Genomic DNA, 18,901 nt, shown 5'->3' on the forward strand with positions numbered 1-18,901 from the left:
CAGGGATCGTGGTAGATCAATCCTGAAAGTGCGCAAGTGTATACCTTGTGCTACGTCCACCGGCTTCACTTTTTACCAGAAAGCCTAACCCAACCAAGAGAGCTAAATGACGTGAAGCGGTTGGCTTACTTACTTTCATCAACTTATGATATTGCGAGGTGCTAATGCCTTCGTCAAAGTCCCCATCGAGCATACGATCAAGAACTTTTACTTGCTCTGAAGATAATTGAGTTTGATCCACTTTTGCCCAGAAGTTTGTTTTGAAAATCGTTTGATCAATTTCTTCAAGCGCACAGTCAAATGCCTCATCTAATGTGTTTAAAAACCAAATAAGCCAAACAGTAATATCAAGATCACCTTTCTGGGATAGCTCTAATGCTTCGTAGTAGCTTTTACGATTCGCTAGAATCGCTACTGGCATCGCATAGAAACAGGCAGAGCAACGCTCAGCCTGCGCCAGTGCTAAGTCAGTAAGTAACCGTGTGATCCTGCCGTTACCATCCTCTAAAGGATGGAGAGTCACAAACCAAAAGTGTGTTATGGCCGCTCTAAGCAGAGGGTCGAAAACTGGATTCGCCTGTGAATCATTAAACCAGTCGATAAAGTTAGCAAGTTCGGAATCAAGCACCTCTCTGCTTGGGGCTTCAAAGTGAACAGTAGAGTTGTGAATTCGCCCAGAAACAACCTGCATTGACTCATCCCCACGTAGCTGCCCACCTTTAACTGGGTTAAACAAGGTGTAGCCTTCTGGAAACAGTCGTTCATGCCATTTCAATATTCTTTCAAGTGAGAGCGCTGAATCCAAATTCTCCACTGTGTCTAGCTAATCCATCAGTGTGATCGGTTCTAGGAAAAGGTTTTTCTTAGGAAAGGCCAAGCTTACTAGCCAAAGATGAACGAACGAAAAGCGCAGTAAGTTTCACACCCTCAATGGCGCTCGAATGCACAATGTTCGCCAGCATTGTGTCTAACATAATTTGGTTTTGATCTTTGGTTTTGCTAGACATCTTGCCTACAAGAACACCTTGATGAAAACACACATCTCTTAACTTAGGCTCTACTATCTTCGATTCCCAAGTGAAGTGAGGCCAATCTGCGTGCTCCCAAATCCACATATTGCCCCCACTTCGATTCAAATTAACTAATTATTAAAAACAAATAATGATACGAATACCAAGGATATTCATATCAAGCAATGATGCGAATAAGATTAGATCGACATCAGTTACTGAAACACGCATGGTAACTGCCGCCTAAAATTATGCTTTTCTGGTGCTCTTTATGCGGTTTTACACCTGCCAGCCCATCTATTAAATTTAAGCCGCTTTCAGCGATTACAGAAAGCGGCTTCTGCTAAACTAATTACCATTTGGGCAAGGTTGTTAGAAGACCTCTTCATCCGGTGCAAACGTCTTAGGTCTCATGGCATCTTTTTTAGCTTCTCTGGCCTCAATGACATCTACTAAATACCACTGTTCGTTCATCGACTTAAAATCGCGCATTTGCCACTTCATTTCATACAACACGCCACCACGATGTTTCTCAAAAGCAGGGCTACCGGTTGGTAAAGCCAGTTTTTTAGGAAAAGTGCGAATCGTATACATGATATTTTGAGTTTCTAACTGCTTTCCCATCACGCTGTATTGTGTTCCTGGCAGGCTAAACTTTTCAGCATTTCCATAGCAAAGCTTCACAGAATCGAAAGACTCTTCTTTTAATCGCCCAGCGCTTTGCAAAAAAACTCGAAATACATCCATTGGCCCAACAAAATCCTCAAGTGATTTAACACAAAACCAAAGATCATTTCGCTTTGATTCTAAGGTCACTTCAACACCTTGATTACGAGAGTCAGATTCAATGATATCTTCTATTACGCCTTGGTAGTTTTTCGCTGAACTAATGCTTGTCGCAGCTATTAGAACAAAAGCTAAGCTTGAGACTTTCATCTTGATAAACATTAAAATGCCTCCAGATCGTCTGCTTTATCAGCGTTATCTACCTGGTCTTTTGCAACATAAAACTCGGGGCTTTCGTAGATGATTTTGATATAGCCCTTGCCTCTACCCTGACCTTCAATTTGAATCGCAAGCAATCCACCTGATAAATCATACTGAGTAATGTAGTTACCGCAGCCATCGTAGTCCAAGCATTGATAAAACTCATCAGCATCGTCATATAACTTCATACCAACATATTCAAGCTTGTCAGTGGGTTGCCCATATTTCTTAGACATAATGGTTTTCACGTTGTCATACAGCGCTTTCCCCTGTGTTCCGTACACATCACCAGTAACACTCTTCGAGCTAACGATAAGTTTTACCAGTTTGTTTTGATAGGTCAGCGCAAGGTACTGATCGCCCTTCGACCAAGGCTTAGGGGTAGTGAGAGATGTTAAGTATTCAAACTGGCCTGTGGGCCTAGGAGAGTTAAAACCAGCTTGGATGAGCTCTTGATTAGACATTCCCCATTTGAGCCCAAATGGCTCTGGGAAAGCACTTTCTTCGGCCCATGAAAAGCTGTTGCCAATGATGATGGCTGAGGCAATCGAGCCGGTAAGTAGATGTTTGATGATATTCATAGACAGCACCTTCTGTGTTAAATGAAAAACAGCACTCTTTTTAAAGAGGTCTTAATCATTTAAGAGCAGAAGGCGTGCCAGGGATTTATTCTTTATAGATCATATAGTTAACAAAAACCCCATCAGTAATGACATAAATTTTTTTATGTTTGAAAGAAATTTTATTATCAAATATCATTTAAAAAATCGCTGTCTTTGTCAGCTAATTCTTTCCAACGTGAATAGGCTTTACTTATAATTTCAAAGTTTTCAGCTTGTTGCGCATGATTAGGGTATTGATTTATAAAATAATTTATTATCGAATGTGTATTTTCTTCAACAGCTAATACAAAATCAACATTCAAAGAACTAGAATCGCCGCTATTCTCATAAGCTGACCTAGTATTAAGACACGCTATTACACAGCTTGCGATAGCTCCAACTATATATTTCGCATCTTCACTAAGCGTCTTATTTTTATACAGATCATCAAAAAACTGTATTAAAGGCTTTTCACAAGGCCATTCTAAGATCATTTTCTTTAAAAGTGCTGTTGTTTTTGGATCAACATTTGATAGATTCTCAATTTTTGCTGACACACCAGCTCTAAACCACCTAAATCGAGTGTGGTAGAACATTTAGTAATCCTCTTCTATTTTTCGTGAATCATCGATGTAGTACTCATGAAGCACGGATCCTGAGCACATCTCACCATCCTCATGTCCATTAGCCCACTCTGTAAGAAAGCTTATGCGCTCACGAATTAGTTTCTCTAAGTTCGAGTAATAACAAACAGGGAATATAGAACCGTATATTCCTTTGGAGGCCTCAGGAAACCTCATTTTCAAATCAAGTAATAACTGCTTTTCCCAATGAACCTGAGATTCCTCAAAAGCTTCTAAAAAAATAGTATCATCATATAAGGATTGAATTTTACTTATTAATAAATCCAACTCATCTTTTGCTTCTTTATAGTCTACTTTCGAACACTGATTTAGTTCAGATTGTGTCAAAGGATCATTTTTTGAATTAGCTTGAGCAAATACATCAATGCTGAACCCAGAAAGTACTATAAGTGGGATTAGATTTATAGAAATAAGCTTCAATATACACTTTTTCATCTCATTATAGCCTTTAAATTTAGAAAACCTTTAAATGGAAAATTTATGGAAGATGGACTAAAATCCCATAGAATTCATCAGCTCATGCTCATTGACTGCCTCTGGTGTGACAACAGCATCTCTAAGCATAGTCTTTTTGGCTAATAATCTATCTAAGTTCACATCAAACGAGTCGTACTCTGGGTGAAGTAAGCATGGTAAATGGATAAATACATCTTTCTTTTGGCCGATTCGATAAACTCGATCTGTCGCTTGCGCTTCTTTAGCAGGGTTCCAGTGACGTTCTAGATGAATGACGTGATTGGCCCCTACTACCGTCAACCCCACACCAGCAGCAACGGGTGACATAATGATGATGTTAAAACCTTCCTTTGCCTCAAAGTCAGTAATCATTCCTTTACGAGACAATTGATCCTTTTTAGTGGCTACTGCTTTAGCATCACCGTTAATTATGTGAATGCTAAGTCCATAAAGCTTATCTAGGCACAACTTAAGCACTGCTTGCAGTTTCTTAGTCGTTGCGAAGATGATTACTTTCTCTTGCTTACTTTTTATTTCAGCTAGAGTATCCAGCATCATTCTCAGTTTCTCAGACTCCTGCAACTGGTTTTGTGCCTCCTTTGCGTTGGATGGCGGTGACTTGAAAATTTCGTCAAGCCTTGGGTGAAGGCTTATAGAGCGAAGATTTTGAAGCACAGCTAGAGCGTGGCCTGAACCGTCTTCTTTGGCTTTTTTCTTTCGATACTCTTCAATAATATCGTTATATGCTAAAAGCTGACCTCCGCTCATATTGCGGGCAAGATTAGGTTCAAACTTCATATTATCAGGCATATCCAAATGAACACCTGTTAAAATGGTTTTATTTGGCATATTTTGAAGTTGGTCTTCCTTAGTTCGGCGAAGCATAAACTGACCTACAGCACTTCGTAGGTCCTCACCAACTTCTAATCGCTTCTCAGCTTTTTCCTCTTCGCTTGCACTGCTAATAGGTTTAATCCAGCGCTCTCTAAAATATCCCCAATCGCCTAATAGTCCAGGCTGTGCTGTATCCATCAAGCACCAAAACTCGCTTAAGCTATTTTCAACTGGCGTACCCGTTGCTAAAAGCTTGAAGTCTGCTTTCAAAGCTTTTGCAGCACGAGTAGCTTGAGTATTAGGATTCTTAATATTTTGTGCTTCATCAAATACCACAACACCCCAGTCAATCACACACAAAGAGAACTGGTAATCACGAAGCGTTTGATAAGTTGTGATTACGATACGACGATCCATATCTAATCGTTTTGTCGCGGCCTCAGAGCCAACATGAAGAGCGTATCGAATTGATTCATGATCCGCTGTGGTCTCATTCATCACCGTTGTTAACTGCATTGACTCTCGCTCAGCACCTTGCTTTCTAAATTCTTTTAGATCACGCCCTGACTGTAAGATTTTAATATCTCTAAACGGCGAGAGCTTAAACGTAGCTTCAACTTCTTGCTCCCAGTTCTCTAACAGACTCAAAGGCGCAACAATAAGAATTGGCTTTTCAGGATTAGACTGAGACTTTTGCATGGCCAGATATTCTGACAGCATCACGAGCGTCATAAAGGTTTTACCCAGCCCCATATCATCGGCGAGTAAGGCTCCTTGTACTCGATACATGTCATCATGATTTTCAGACAATACTGATTTCAATAAAGCCACCATCCAGCTAATGCCTGACTCCTGATGAGGAAATGGCGTTCGTGCTAGATTTGTTTTATCGAAACCGGTGTTTTTATCCAGTTGAGAGACCTTAGAAACGATCTCTTGGTTATGTTCATCCGCATCCTTAAGCAGCAAAGAAACTTTTTCTTTGCGCTCTAATACTTCGTCAATGTCAGTGGCTCCATCTGCACTGGGAGGGTTAGATATTCTTTCTCGTACTTCTGATATAGATTCTTGAACCCGTTTTTCATCACTGATGTCGATGTTTTCATCATTAACCATTAGGCTTTCAGCATTTTGCGCTTTGGCTTGCGCATAGCTTTGCTCAAAAGACTCAAGATCTTCTTCGCATTCAAGAAGTTTTGTCAGGCGCTCTGGTGGCTCAGCTTGGGCATTAGTTGAGAACCAACCATTACTTCCATCTGAGTCCTGACCAAACGGGATATGCACCATTTTGCCGATGCCTGAGACCCTTACCGAGAAACCAAGATCCAAATTTAAAATCGATGCATCTAAGAACGCTGACGGCGTTTTAATGAACTCTGCAACCTTGTGCGCAGGAATCTTCCGATGTTGAAGCACTTCCTGCACAGCTCGCTTTTTCTCATCAGAAAGCAAAACAATACGATCTTTGATTCGCATGACTTGACCATCATTGGCCAGTTGCGCCCAACGATTTTCAAGCTCTTCTGGGGTTGACCCCTCTCCCATATTTGGAGATAGCTCAAGGCTGCCATCGGCATTCTGCTTAGCGGTTACCGTAATGTGCTCAGGTTGGACTAATTCAAAATTATTAAAATGTTTAAGATCGAGCTTTAGACCTTGGTTAATGGCATTTTGAAGTTTAGCCATGGCCAAGGTGTTGTTTAGTTCTGTTCGATCATCTGGTGAAAGACCACTATGCTCTTCAACCGCAATAACAGCATCAAGTTGTTCTGGTGTGAGTAGAAACTTAGTTTGCTCACTTAGGACCAACACGGGACCTTTGCGCCGAACGGGGTATTTTTGATTCCCATATTTCACAAAAAGCTGAAGAGCAAAACTACTCTTTGTCGTTCTCCCTTGGATATCGATATCAAAAAAGCCATTAAAAAAAGGCGGTAACCCAAGAGCCTCTGCATCATCAGGCTCTAACAAACAAGCCTGCTCACTATCAATCCTAAAACCATTTGGCAGAGCCTCGGCTATGTCACGCTCTTCTAACATTTTCAGCAAAATATGCTGAACAAGCTGACGACCTGAACCTTCACCCTGATTTAAACAATGATAGACCGATTGATCTGTTTTAAAGATCAAACCAAAAGAATCAGATTGCCACTCATAAGCATTATCTTTATGGCTGCTGTGCTGCTCGTCCTTTGAGATCAAGCCTTTAATAAAATTTACAAGAGACATAGTTAAATCTTCTTCTGATACCTAACAATTAATAGATTACGATTTACGGACTTCAATAATTAGTAATAACTAGTGATCTTCAGGCAGGCTCCAGAAGTATTCAGAATCTAATACTGCTTTCCCCTCTGAGCGAAGTGAGTACAAAATTGAGTTTATTTTTGATCGTTCAATCACTAATCCAAATTCTGAAAGCATTGCATTGACCAAGCCTTTCGCCTTAATCGGAGATTTGGTCTCTAATATTCTTAAGATTTGGGCTTCTAGCGTCTTGCTCGCTTCGGTTTTAATTTTCTTTACTACTGGTGTGCCAAATCTTCTGAGATAAACCTGGTAATCTTCTCTTGAGAGGACCTTTTCAAGATCAAGCTCTACCCCATTCTCAGCAAGAAACTCAATAGCATTTCTCTGCCAAGTCGTCGGCGAATGGGTAATAGCCTTGTAGCTCCCTTCATCGTATGCATTATTAAAATCACGAACAAAACCTGTAGTTAAGTCTGAATGACTCAGCTTCTTCAATGAGTAATCAGATAGTCGAGCACTTGGTAGGCCCATATAGATCCATAGTTTAAATGCGTGAGAACCCTCTACGATATGGAAATCTCCACAATCTAAGTAGATGACTGCTTTGTCATTCATACTTGAATCAGAGAGCTTTATAAAATTTGTAGTCATGCTTTTACCAAGCACTTTTTTGACTGTAGATGCTGCGCTATTACCTAGCATCAGCCTAGTATTACGGATAATTCCGTGCTCATATAATCCCTCTAAGAACTTCTTTCGAGCAGGAAACATTCGATTAAGAGCTTCATCACCAGACTGCTTGCCATACTCTTCGATTGCCCCCAAAAACAAGCGCAAATCTTCTTTCGCAAGCCAGCTGGTTACTGTTTTGATTCGGTTTTCGCCTATCGGCATCCACCACTCACGATAGTTCTTAGCCGTACTAGCGATACGAGGGTCACCAGCTAGATCAAGGACAAAGTTTTGCCAAACACTTGAAGGGGCACCACCAGAGCGGTCAATGATGATCTCTAATGCAATATGGCCAATTCGCTTACCGTCTTCGAAGGGCATTCCTGCCACTTCAGTTTTAGACAGCTCAGATAAAATCTCGTGATCCTCTCCTAACGGAATGTCTCGCAATGTTTCTAGGTAGTACTGAGCATGACAAATATTTAAAAAACGTCCTTGTGGAAGCTCACTTAAACGTAATTGTTTAAGTTGGTCATTCAAATCTAAATGATTCTTTTTAGCTAGGTCTACGACTGCCTTCGGAGCCGTCATGTCAAATAACCAACTTTTGTGCTGATGCAGAACTGAAAGAATGGTATCGCTACTACGCTTTCGATCTTTTAGGCGCATATCGATCTGCTGCGACAACCAAGCAGTCAACTTATGGAAAGCTGACCCGATATTTAAGTCATCAAAATAGCGATAAAGCAGCGAAATTAAGTTCATCAGAGACGACATACCTAGTTTAGGATGCTGCTCTTGAATGAAGGAGATAAAAGACTCATTAAAAGAGCTCTTTCTCACTTCATCATTATCGATCCACAACTGCGTCAGCACACGAACACCACGTCGCTTCCGGAGGATCTTTTTTACTTGCTCGAAGTCACCTTGCAAAACCAGTCGTCGAACACCTTCTTCAAGCGCTTTAAATTCTTGGCTTTGCCCTGCACCGTCTGCAATTTTTTTGGTGTTTGCTGTTAGCTTACCCCACTGCTCAGTGACTTTTTCCCACTGAGCATCGTGTAACTTAGGAATAGAAGGTAATTGCAACATAACTACTGCATCTCCAGCCTATTTCTAACGGACTCATACTCTTCACTGCTGGGGCGGCGAATGGTAAAACGAATATCAATTCGACGGTTAGCTCGATAGTCTTGCTCTGTAGCTTCTGATTCAACAGCACGTCGAGTTGCTGCATAGCCGCTAACTGAGAATAGTGGATTACCATCTTGATTCTTTAGGTTATCTAATTGAAGATCTTCAGGCAATGAAGAACTCCATAACTCCCACAAAGAAATTGCCCTGAAAGTCGATAACCCCCAGTTACCTTTACCCATCATGCCATTGAAATTCTTACTATCCGTATGACCCTCAATGAAAATGGTATCGAAATATTGCTCACTTTTATCCAAACTTATTTTCTTGAATAATACTTTACCAATTTCTAAAGCTGTCGTTTCAAATTTAGGACCAATGTTAAATGCCGCACTATCAAAACCAAGAATATCATTAGGGATACTTAGCACCGTTTCATTTTCACTGATCGTGACTTGAATGCCCATTTGACGAAGAGAGTCAGCGATTTCATGAAGAAGAGTTCTACGAACTTGCTCTGCTTTATGAAGCATCTCTAGTTCTTCGGTGAACGCTTCTTGCTTGTTTTCAAGCTCCTGCTTGGCTTCCATCAACTCGACCATAAGCACAACAGAGGCCAAAACAAACAAAATCAAAAGACCTGACAAAATGTCAGAAAAAGACATCCAATATGGGTTTTCCTCATCGACATTGACTTGCCCAGACTTGAACACTCGCATTACTTACGCTCCAACTCATCCACTAAATCAGAAATAGAGCTCACGGTTCTCACCATCTGATCACTGAATTCACGAGTTTTATCGTTCCATGTTTCCATACGCTCTTTAAGCTGAGTATTTACCTCACTTGAGTAAGAACGTAGCCATTCGTTGGTTTGCTTCTCAATGTCCGAAACTTGCTTTTTCAGGTTCTCACCCAAGGACTCAAATGACGATTCTATATTAGCAATGAACTCCGTTTGGTGTTCTTTCATTTCATTAAACCCATTCTGAGCTAACTGTGCAGTTTCACCGAACTTATCCGTAGTCGTTACCAAAGACGTCTCAAGACCTCTAAGCACCTTGGCCTGCTCAATCACATGAGATGCTAATGCATCATTTTGAGCTGAAATGCCTTTAATAGAATCTGTCATCTCGCCTAAACGTGTATCAAAAAGCTCTGTCGCTTTAACAAGGTTCCCAGAAAGCACACCGATTTGATTTGAGCTATTGCTTAGATTTTGACTACTTGTTGCCGTTGTATCCGCAACCGTTTTCAATTGCCCCACTACATCACGGTGTTGTTCAATGACTGAATCCATATGAGCTTGAGTACGCTCTACAGCATCTTTCATGGTTTCAATTAACTGCGCTTGCTTTTCAAGCCAGCTATCTAGCTGTGTTTGTAGCTTATCTCGATGCTCGGTCTCACGCTCAGTTAGTGCTTGTTGTTGCGCATTTAGAGTCTCAGCAAATTTAGACTCCATTGCTTGCTGACGTTCTTCACTCTGTGAAAGCATTGCACGCAACTGCTCATTAAACTGCTGCGACGCTTGCTCTTGCTGTTTTGCCATTGCTTGATGGTTATTAGACGTTTGATCTACAACTGTCTTCATCTGATCGCTAAGGGTGGCAACGGCTTGACGCATTTCTTCAGTAGACTTTTGCATTAACTCGCCTTGGCCTCGCCCAGCAGCTTGCATGCTTTCGGTAAAATTACCGATCAACTGTTCTAAAACACCACTTGTTTGTTGGCTGGTATTACTAACGAGTGACTGCATAGCCGGTGCCATGACATTGTTAAGCGCATTGGTGAAAGCTTCTTGCATGCTATCGCTCACGCCTGAAATGGTCTCTTGTAGGCGATCACCGATACGTTCATGCAGCTCTTGAAGAGCTTCACTGCTTTCTCCAGTGAATTTGCTAATGTCGACTAATGATTTTTCTGCGGGTAGCCGAGGGAATAAGGCGTCAATTTCTTGTTGTAAAGAGCTCACCTTTCTAATTACACTCCTCTCAGCAATTTTCTCAAAAATATTGAGCAACAGACTTAGACCAACTCCCCAAACTGATGTTAAGAATGCAAAAGCAGCACCATTCATCATGCTTGAAATTCCGGCCTTTAAAATATCAATATCCTTGCTATCTAAATGAATTCCTTGTAACCCCATAGTCAAGCCCATAAAAGTACCTAACACACCGATAGCGGTTAAAAATGAAGGTGCAGCGGCTAATAAGCGGCTTGAAGTAATTCCTGATGCTAACGTTCTAGTATTAAAAAAATGCTCTGCATCAAGAGTATTGAATACTCCTTTTTCACGATGGTCTAGTACCAAACTTTCATCAAATTCATGCCAAAGCTTTCTAATTTTTTCGCTTTCTGACTGTTGGCCTTTTTCACGAATATCACCAATATTTTGATAGAGTAAGTCAATACTCTGATCATTTATAATCAGCCAGACTTGCTTGATACTAAAGCTAAATCGTCTGTAGAGAACAACCGTTTGAACTAAAAAGAAAAAGAAGACCACTAATAGTGAGGCCCAAAACCAAAGGCCTAAAGTTGATTTAGGTATAAACCAGTAATCACTCAAAAATTCCAACATTACCACTCCTAACCCTTAAGCATCTAAGGGTACTATTTAATTAAAAAGCACATTGGGCTGAAGGTAGGTCGCACCATTTAACCCCAGTGAAACAGTGATAACAGACGCCTTGGCCCAACGAGAGATTTTGGTTACTAAACTATTTTTCATAGGCTTTCCCTTCTGCTCAGGTGTTTTCAAGTCAGTTGTTCCCTTTCGGGCTTTATTCAATGTTTCAGGAAGATTTGAACTTCCAAATAGACAAGCTTCTACGGTCACATTTTCATTGCTGTAAGCTAGGCAGACGCTGCTATCACCTTCATGCCAATGCACTCTCGGCATAATCCACTTAAAATTAAAGCCTCGCGCTATCCTGCGCGAGGCGTTGCAGACTACTTAGGGTTTGTATCCTGTTTTATGGCATTTCGAACATGGTAGTATCTATCGCTAGTGTCATCCAAAGTGACCTTTTCTAGATAGTTGGTACACGTGTAAGTGCCTTTACCTGATTTTTCGCCGGTCGTAGACATAACGCTCTCCTTTTAAACCTATCCCCATTAGCAATACAGCGCTCGATATTGCGAGTATCGAGATATTAAATCTTCAACACCATAAACTACAGATGAAACCTATTTATGGGTAATTATTAGGTCTTTAATCTCTCCACCAGAGACAGATACTTTTTCCATTAGGTAGCCCCCTTGAGTATTTTTTACGACCCATAGTACTGTAGCCGTTACAAAATACTCCCCATCAGGAACCTCTGTTAGCTTAAATCTACCATCAGAGTCACAAATCGTGCTTCGAGTCATAGTGAAATAGCTATCTGGAGTACTACTAAAATCTATCAGTCGGGTATTGAGACTTGCTGCCGAGTTGTAACCGTGCTTTGTACTACCGTAGAGATACTGCATTCGTTCAGACGAGTAGTCTGTAACTGGGTATAAGGTAATGTTTTCACCCGCACAGGTCACAACACCGCCGCCTCTTTGTCTTAAAAATGCATTACCTGTAATCGTATTAGTGCCATCTTCTTTAATAAATGAGACTTCATCAAGATTAAAAGTACTATTAAAGTTCTCTTTAATGGCTGATGTTTTACAGCCAAATAGAGCGAGTGACGCGATAGAGATGATAGCTAGCTTCTTCATAAATACTCCAATTTTTAAATTTTTCTTAGCTAAGAATTCCGTATACGTTAATCAGCGGTGATGTCGATAATCCAGCCGTCCCATTCAAGACAAACGTGTGTTTGGCACTGTTCATTTACTGTTCTCTCGCCCGCTACATAGCGGACATTTGCATATCCTTGGGTGATAAGAAAACAACCAAGGATACGACTCGCCGCAGCAGCCTGTTGGGAAACGCTCAAATAAATAGTTTCCTTGCGGTTGCTTAGCCAGCCCTTCAAAGTAACTTCGAGCTTGCTTTAGATTCAGCCTTATCTCATCAAGTTCAGGCAAAACTACAGCTCACCAGAAAATGCTTTTTGACTAAGAGCAGAAAATAACGTGCTTTCCTCATCAAGATGTCTTAGTTGTTTATTCTTATATGATTCGATAGCAGAATATCTCGATAAAAACTCATCCTGAAGATCTGAAGAAGGAAGTGCTATAGGAGTTTTTCCAATAAGACCTACGTTTAATGTAGGTTGTGCAACTGCGCGGGTCTCACGTTCAAAGTAGCCTTGAACAACAGGACTCTGAAGATATCTGTATATATACTCTCGATTCACACTACTTTTTAATGGAATACGGGTTACAGCTCTGGCGATATTCCAGCCTTTCATTTCTTCAGAAACCCAGCCAACTTTCCCTATACTCCCAACACATGCAATCAATATCTCATTGCCCACTAGACGAGACTTTTTGTGTTTTAAATCTACTGAGGCTGAGACTCGTCGAATAGTCGACTTATCAGGAGTTCGGCCTGATAAGTCGCCAGACCTCACTAATGGAACACCATCTTCATCATGTTCCCCAGGCTGAACAACTCCGTAGTTCAACTTATCATTAGACACAATAAGCTGATTAAGCTCCACAACCTCCCACCCCTTGGGGTTGGTCACTGGATCACCAAACATATTCAAAAACACGGAGCGCAAGAATTCGTCGGCGAGGTCGATGGCTTGTTGCCGTTTGCGGCGGATGGCGTCGGCTTTGTCGAGGATGGCGGCGATGCGTTTTTGTTCTTCCAGTGGAGGAAGTGGAATTTCTATCGCTTCAAGCTTTCCCTTTGTTATGTGCTTTAGACCTACTCCGCCGTGAGCCTGATCAATAATAAGGTTTAACTTTGAGTTAATTGCATAACGAAGGTAATTTTTACTAACTTCATTTTCATCAATATCAACTCTAAAGATATGTTGGTTCAGGAAACCTTTTCCCCTGTTCCAAAAAAATGCACCAAACGATGTTCCTGGAGTACCTGACCAAGAAAACAACAGATCGCCTGAATTAACATGAAAGCGATCTTCAACTTCAAAGTCACAGTAATTAAATGACTTAGTATCGTCGTTTAAATTTTGAATCCTGATGATTGGAGTTCCCGATGTTGACCACTCTTCAGGCTTAAAAGCTCTTCCATTTTGAAGTTTACAAACAGAGCCAAATTTCACCATCGGCCATTTCATAGCATCCCCTCCAGTTCTTTTAGGTCTGCCATGATTTCATTTTCTAGAGCCATCAGTTTGCCAAGGATGACTTTCGGCTCTTCGTATTGCTCTTCCTCATATACCACTTCTTTGTAGCGGTTGATGGAGAGATCGTATTTATTGCTGGCGATGTCCGCTGCATCCACCACAAAGGCTTTTTGAGTCTTGTCGCCAAATTGCTCTAGGATTTGCTCTGCTGGTGCGTTGTCGAGTACTAGCTGGCGGTAAGCTTTCCATTTGTCGATGGCATAGGGTAGATCGTTGCTGTCTTCGCCTTTTAATGGTGTGCGTTTGTCATCTAGTGAGTAACCATCGGCTTGCAGGTCGTAGAACCAAACGCGCTCGGTATTACCGCCTTTGGTAAACAATAGGATCGCCGTGCTAACACCGGCATAAGGTTTAAACACACCGCTTGGTAAGCTGATAATGCCTTCCAGTTGGTTGTTTTCGATCAATTCTTGGCGTAACTGTTGGTGAGCTTTAGAGGAACCAAATAATACGCCATCCGGTACGATCACTGCGGCACGGCCACCCAACTTCAAAGATCGTAAGATATGAGCCACAAACAACAGTTCGGTCTTTTTGGTTTTGACCATGCTTAGCAGTTCAGGGTTGGTATTGGTCTCGTCCAAGCTGCCTTTAAATGGCGGGTTCGCCAAGATCACATCAAAGAAGTTTTCTTCCTGCTTTGGGTAGTTCTCGCGGATCGACTTGTTCAAGGTATCTTGGTAAACGATGTTGGAGCCATTGACCCCGTGTAGCATCATGTTCATGCTCGAAACACGCAGCATGGTGCTGTCGAAGTCTAATCCCCAGAACATGTCTTCGTTGATGTGCTCGCGGTAGTTTTCCAGCAAATCCCCTGGGTAATGCTTGTTACCTTCTTCGTCTTCCCAAATGGCCTCAGGGCTAGAATGCTTACGATTCAGGTATTCCATAGTGCGCGCAAGGAAACCTGCGGTACCACAGGACGGGTCACAGATCGTATCCCAAGGCTGTGGGTCCATTATCTCAATCATGGCATCGATAATATGACGCGGAGTACGGAACTGACCGTTGATACCTGCTGTGGTTAGCTTGCTTAGCAGGTATTCGTAGATATCTCCCTTCACATCGCTCTGGTTCAATGGCAGTGAATCTACCATTTCTAGCGCAGCAACCAACACAGACTCGTTTTTGATTTCCAAGTCAGCGTCTTGCATGTACTCACTAATGTGACCAAGTGCTTGCTGGGTACTGCCTTCTTGACCGATGCCGTCTTGCTCATCTGAGTATTGGCCCAGTTTCGCGAAGTATGGGTATACCTCATTCTTTAGGTGCTTATGCAGCTCTTTGCCCGATAGATTTTTGAAGTTCTTCCAGCGTAAAAGCTGACCTTCCTTAGTTTCTGGAAATAAGCGTGTAAAAGGCTTCCCAGTTAGCTTAGATTTACGCTCAGCCGTTTCTTCCTGTTGATCCAGCATACGGGCAAACAATAGGTAACTGATCTGTTCGATCACGGTTAGCGGATTGGTAATCCCCCCAGTCCAGAATTTCTCCCAAAGTTTGTCGATGTCGTTACGGATTGGTCCGGTTAGCATATGGTCTCTCTTAGTCACTCTTTAAATCATTAAAGGTGCTGTGAACATCACAGCATCTAAGTTATTCATTTTTTTATTGGCTTGTTAACTTAACGAAGCGCTTGGTGTTTCTTGTTTAACAAACGGCTTTAGCACTTCAACAAGGTCATAGACATCACTCTCTTTAAACACACCGTCGATACCATTTGGGTTCACACTGGTAAACGGTGCTTCGTATAACTTCGCAAGGTCGATGAAACCGTAATTAGCGATGTAGCTTTTCATCATGTCCATAAAGCGGACTTGCTGAGCCGTTAGGTTCGGGTGTCGGTGAACAAAGTCAGTGAAATGCTCATTGACCTTTTCTGGCTCCAAGCCAATCAGTTCTTGCAAGGTAATGTGCAGTTGATCGGCAGTACGGCCATAAAACTCGTTCAACGCATCCAAGCTAACCCTCGGGTGAGTTGTTAGGATGGTTGACGTTAAGTTTTTCAGATCGTCGACAGAAACCGGCTGATGCTGTTTGATCTTTTGCAGCACTTGGTTTTCAGAAACAAGTTTTTCTAAAAGCTCTTTTGCATTACGACGGTAGGCACTCACCTCATCTTTGCTAAATAGCGTGTGCTGACGATCTTCTGAGCGTACTTCACCGTCCTGAGTACGTGTTTTAGGGGTATCAAAACCACCCGTTCCACTGGACTGACGGAACTTCATAATGCCTCGTAGCTGAGTACGAGCGTTCTCCAGCTTTTCAATGCTTGGATTGTTCCAGAAGTCCGCGCTGTTCACTTCATCAATGATGGCTTGTTTTTGGCGTACTGCTTGAATATTGATCGCAAGGCTCGCTAGCTGCTCAAGTACCGTGGCACGCCCATCTTCAAAGCTAGAGGACTTCATAACCAGAGCGGTTTCAACCGTTGCGATAAGACGATCAAATTGCGTCGCGTGTTTGTCCTTTAAAACACGAGCTGCCATCAGTGGAGCCATGGTTTCAAGTAAAAGATGTTGAGTCGTTGATGAAAAGCCCATTAAAAGATCGGTTTGCAGAAGCTTATCGACCTGACGAAGCTCTTTTCGTACTGCTACGCTGTCACGCGGTAAATCAGCAAGATCGGCTTTAATTAATTCAGTTGCCGTATCAAAAGCTTCTCGATGGTTGTGCTTAAGGGCTTCAATCGCTAACTCGACACGGGCTTCAAAGCAGGTTTGCAGTAGTGGCTTGCCACCCACATCTTTGGCTTCCTTGTACTCTTGTTCAAAGTATTCAAAGTTGCCGTAGTGGTCGAAGATCAAGAACTCGCTCTTGTCTTTACCCGGGCCAAAAAGATTCTTACAAAGACGAGTACCACGACCGATCATCTGCCAGAACTTCACTGACGATTTTACTGTCTTAGCGAACACTAAGTTTACCACTTCTGGTACGTCGATACCTGTGTCCATCATGTCCACAGAGATGGCGATACGGAAGTCGTTGTCGCCTTTTTTGAACTCTTTGATCAAGCTTTCAACATGAGGCACTTTGTTGTGAATCACTTTGCAGACTTTATTGCCGTGCTGTGGGTATAGCTTGCAGAACAATTTTTCCAAGTGCTCAGCGTGCTTTTGGTTATTGGCAAAGACTATGGTTTTCCCCACCAAGGAATTGGTTTCATCCTTGATGCCGTTATTCATCAGGTTCTCAAGGATTTCTTGGTCGGTCTTTTCACTGAAGATACGACGACCAATATCCTTACCTGCATAACTAGCGTTCTGCGCTTCATCAAAGCCAAGATCGTCTTCTAGCTGCTGCTTTTGCTCAGGACTGAGATCTTTGTAGTGAATACCTTCACGTAAGAACTCCGTCGTGACATCTTTCACCTTGAAGTTGACCAAGTACGGCGGCTCGTGATTGATTGCCTGATCGAGAGTAAATTCATAGGTTGGGTCTGTGGTTTCACAACCAAACATATCAAAGGTATTACGGCTAACGAACTTCACTGGTGTCGCCGTTAGACCTACTTGCAACGCATCAAAGTAATCAAAGATATCGCGGTAACGATTATAGATACTGCGGTGACTCTCATCGGCAATGATTAGGTCAAAAAAGCCTACATCAAGCTGTGCAAAGCGGTTCATCATGCCTGGGTAAGTCGACACGTAGATTCGCGCACTTTCATCGATCTTGTTAGTTTCACCGATCTCGCAACGAGGTTCACTCGGTAAATTGGTTTTAAACGCTTCACTGGCCTGTGTACGTAGTTCTTTTCGGTCACATAGGAAAAGCACGCGCTTTGCCCAACCTGCGTTTAGAAGCAAATCTCCCAAGGCTATAGCAACACGAGTTTTACCCGTGCCAGTCGCTTGGATAATAAGCGCCTTGCGACGTTGCTCTTGGAATGTCTTGGCCACGGATTTAATCGCTTCAATCTGGTACAAACGATCAGCGATTTTAAGGTTTGGATTGTTTTGCTCAAGCTGATTATTGCGGTAAGTACGCTGGTAAATCAGGTAATTCAAACTATCTTGACTGTAAAAGCCGTAGACCATACGTGGCGAGTTGTACTGTGCATCATCCCAGATAAAGGTTTCGTAGCCGTTGGTGTAGAAGATCACTGGACGCTGACCAAACTCTTTTTCTAGGCTGTCTGCGTACAAGCGAGCTTGTTCACGACCCGCCTGATCGGATTCATTGCCAGTACGTTTAGCCTCCACTACCGCTAGCGGCTTACCATCACTGCCCCATAGGACGTAATCAACGTAACCCACACCTGTCGGATTGTTTGGGAAATCAACTTTTACTTCGATGCCAACACTTTCTTTGTTAGATACATCCCAGCCTGCTTGGGCAAGCATAGAGTCAATAAGTAGCTTACGAGTCTTAGCTTCGTTCCACTGTAGGCTGTCTGCAACGGCCTCACTTTCTTGTTTACGTTTTTGCTGATCTGGAAATGCCGGTGCTTCAAGGTGTTTAAGGTTCTTGGTGCGTTCTTGCTCGACTTGCTCTAATAGCTCTTCGTTTAGCTTACGTTGCTTTTCTAACTCTTCTTTGTACTTGGCAACTGAACCCGATAGAGCAATGGCTTCTGCACGGTTGTCTTTTACATCTGTGAAAGCCGGTATATCGGCTTTTTTCTTAACGTAATATTTTATCGCTAAATACGAGGCAAGCTGATGAGCTGTACCAAGGGCGATGGATGCTGTTCGGGTATCACCTTCTCCGCCGTGAGCCGTATCGTTGCCCAGCGCTCGTAAATAGTTCAGCTGATGGATCAATGATTGGTTTACACAGTTACGAAATGTGCTGTCTTTGATAAGCTCGTAGAAACTTGCCTCTGGTATACGTGGTAGGCGCTCTTCTTTATAAATAGCCTTGGTTAGCTCTTCTGCGAAAGCTCGTAAACGAGTCAAAGCACTACCTGGGTCAATAAACAATACAGCCTCAGCCAATCCTGCTAGGTTAGCCAGCGTTTCGTTTTCTGGTCGAAGAAACTCAAAGTTTTGTGATTTCATAAATAATATTTTATCCATACCAATGTATTTGCGAACGTCATGCCAAGTTTG

At 42.3% G+C, this 18,901-nt stretch carries 16 protein-coding genes; all 16 read right to left on the bottom strand.

Features of this window, described 5'->3' with window-relative positions; translation table 11 throughout:
- Positions 1-16 precede the first annotated feature (16 nt).
- Positions 17-775, bottom strand: coding sequence for a Fic family protein (locus ASC49_RS09595; RefSeq protein ID WP_245624680.1), 759 nt, complete (start codon positions 773-775; stop codon positions 17-19).
- 88 nt (positions 776-863) lie between these two features.
- Positions 864-1,115 (bottom strand): DUF4172 domain-containing protein, encoded by a 252-nt coding sequence (locus ASC49_RS20010; RefSeq protein ID WP_245624681.1) that lies wholly within the window; start codon positions 1,113-1,115, stop codon positions 864-866.
- 267 nt (positions 1,116-1,382) lie between these two features.
- Positions 1,383-1,958 carry a hypothetical protein gene (locus ASC49_RS09600; RefSeq protein ID WP_055463028.1) on the bottom strand — a complete coding sequence of 192 codons (576 nt, stop codon included), beginning with the start codon at positions 1,956-1,958 and terminating at the stop codon, positions 1,383-1,385.
- On the bottom strand, positions 1,958-2,578 hold the full coding sequence (locus ASC49_RS09605; RefSeq protein WP_055463029.1) for a hypothetical protein: 621 nt from the start codon (positions 2,576-2,578) through the stop codon (positions 1,958-1,960). Before ASC49_RS09605 ends, ASC49_RS09600 begins: the two co-directional genes overlap by 1 nt.
- Before the next feature lie 167 nt (positions 2,579-2,745).
- On the bottom strand, positions 2,746-3,156 hold the full coding sequence (locus ASC49_RS09610; RefSeq protein WP_141656822.1) for a hypothetical protein: 411 nt from the start codon (positions 3,154-3,156) through the stop codon (positions 2,746-2,748).
- A gap of 39 nt (positions 3,157-3,195) precedes the next feature.
- Entirely contained in the window at positions 3,196-3,678 is a 483-nt protein-coding gene (locus ASC49_RS09615; protein ID WP_055463031.1) for a lysozyme inhibitor LprI family protein, read from the bottom strand.
- A gap of 57 nt (positions 3,679-3,735) precedes the next feature.
- Positions 3,736-6,762 (bottom strand): DEAD/DEAH box helicase, encoded by a 3,027-nt coding sequence (locus ASC49_RS09620; protein ID WP_055463032.1) that lies wholly within the window; start codon positions 6,760-6,762, stop codon positions 3,736-3,738.
- Positions 6,763-6,831: 69 nt separating this feature from the next.
- Positions 6,832-8,547 (bottom strand): EH signature domain-containing protein, encoded by a 1,716-nt coding sequence (locus tag ASC49_RS09625; RefSeq protein ID WP_055463033.1) that lies wholly within the window; start codon positions 8,545-8,547, stop codon positions 6,832-6,834.
- Positions 8,548-8,549: 2 nt separating this feature from the next.
- Positions 8,550-9,308: an OmpA/MotB family protein gene (locus ASC49_RS09630; protein ID WP_055463034.1), complete on the bottom strand. Its 759-nt coding sequence runs from the start codon at positions 9,306-9,308 to the stop codon at positions 8,550-8,552.
- A complete protein-coding gene (gene zorA, locus ASC49_RS09635; RefSeq protein ID WP_055463035.1) occupies positions 9,308-11,173 on the bottom strand; it encodes an anti-phage ZorAB system protein ZorA in 1,866 nt (621 codons plus the stop codon). Before zorA ends, ASC49_RS09630 begins: the two co-directional genes overlap by 1 nt.
- A gap of 36 nt (positions 11,174-11,209) precedes the next feature.
- A complete protein-coding gene (locus ASC49_RS09640; RefSeq protein WP_141656823.1) occupies positions 11,210-11,485 on the bottom strand; it encodes a hypothetical protein in 276 nt (91 codons plus the stop codon).
- A gap of 296 nt (positions 11,486-11,781) precedes the next feature.
- Positions 11,782-12,303, bottom strand: a complete 522-nt coding sequence (locus ASC49_RS09645) for a hypothetical protein (protein ID WP_055463037.1) — start codon at positions 12,301-12,303, stop codon at positions 11,782-11,784.
- Positions 12,304-12,350: 47 nt separating this feature from the next.
- Positions 12,351-12,563, bottom strand: a complete 213-nt coding sequence (locus ASC49_RS19785; protein WP_141656824.1) for a hypothetical protein — start codon at positions 12,561-12,563, stop codon at positions 12,351-12,353.
- A 54-nt stretch (positions 12,564-12,617) separates the two neighbouring features.
- Complete coding sequence (locus tag ASC49_RS09650) at positions 12,618-13,781, bottom strand: restriction endonuclease subunit S (RefSeq protein WP_082443785.1); 1,164 nt, start codon at positions 13,779-13,781, stop codon at positions 12,618-12,620.
- Positions 13,778-15,382, bottom strand: coding sequence for a class I SAM-dependent DNA methyltransferase (locus ASC49_RS09655; RefSeq protein WP_055463038.1), 1,605 nt, complete (start codon positions 15,380-15,382; stop codon positions 13,778-13,780). Before ASC49_RS09655 ends, ASC49_RS09650 begins: the two co-directional genes overlap by 4 nt.
- A gap of 84 nt (positions 15,383-15,466) precedes the next feature.
- On the bottom strand, positions 15,467-18,850 hold the full coding sequence (locus ASC49_RS09660; RefSeq protein WP_055463039.1) for a DEAD/DEAH box helicase family protein: 3,384 nt from the start codon (positions 18,848-18,850) through the stop codon (positions 15,467-15,469).
- Positions 18,851-18,901: the final 51 nt, after the last annotated feature.

The organism is Marinomonas fungiae (assembly GCF_001418205.1).
In the GTDB taxonomy this organism is placed as follows: domain Bacteria; phylum Pseudomonadota; class Gammaproteobacteria; order Pseudomonadales; family Marinomonadaceae; genus Marinomonas; species Marinomonas fungiae.

Coding starts and splice junctions, on each gene's coding strand:
- zorA (WP_055463035.1), bottom strand. CDS start 11,173: ATGTTGGAATTTTTGAGTGATTACTGGTTTATACCTAAATCAACTTTA.
- ASC49_RS09605 (WP_055463029.1), bottom strand. CDS start 2,578: ATGAATATCATCAAACATCTACTTACCGGCTCGATTGCCTCAGCCATC.
- ASC49_RS09650 (WP_082443785.1), bottom strand. CDS start 13,781: ATGAAATGGCCGATGGTGAAATTTGGCTCTGTTTGTAAACTTCAAAAT.
- ASC49_RS09625 (WP_055463033.1), bottom strand. CDS start 8,547: ATGTTGCAATTACCTTCTATTCCTAAGTTACACGATGCTCAGTGGGAA.
- ASC49_RS09600 (WP_055463028.1), bottom strand. CDS start 1,958: ATGTTTATCAAGATGAAAGTCTCAAGCTTAGCTTTTGTTCTAATAGCT.
- ASC49_RS09620 (WP_055463032.1), bottom strand. CDS start 6,762: ATGTCTCTTGTAAATTTTATTAAAGGCTTGATCTCAAAGGACGAGCAG.
- ASC49_RS09655 (WP_055463038.1), bottom strand. CDS start 15,382: ATGCTAACCGGACCAATCCGTAACGACATCGACAAACTTTGGGAGAAA.
- ASC49_RS09615 (WP_055463031.1), bottom strand. CDS start 3,678: ATGAAAAAGTGTATATTGAAGCTTATTTCTATAAATCTAATCCCACTT.
- ASC49_RS20010 (WP_245624681.1), bottom strand. CDS start 1,115: ATGTGGATTTGGGAGCACGCAGATTGGCCTCACTTCACTTGGGAATCG.
- ASC49_RS09645 (WP_055463037.1), bottom strand. CDS start 12,303: ATGAAGAAGCTAGCTATCATCTCTATCGCGTCACTCGCTCTATTTGGC.
- ASC49_RS09630 (WP_055463034.1), bottom strand. CDS start 9,308: ATGCGAGTGTTCAAGTCTGGGCAAGTCAATGTCGATGAGGAAAACCCA.
- ASC49_RS09660 (WP_055463039.1), bottom strand. CDS start 18,850: ATGAAATCACAAAACTTTGAGTTTCTTCGACCAGAAAACGAAACGCTG.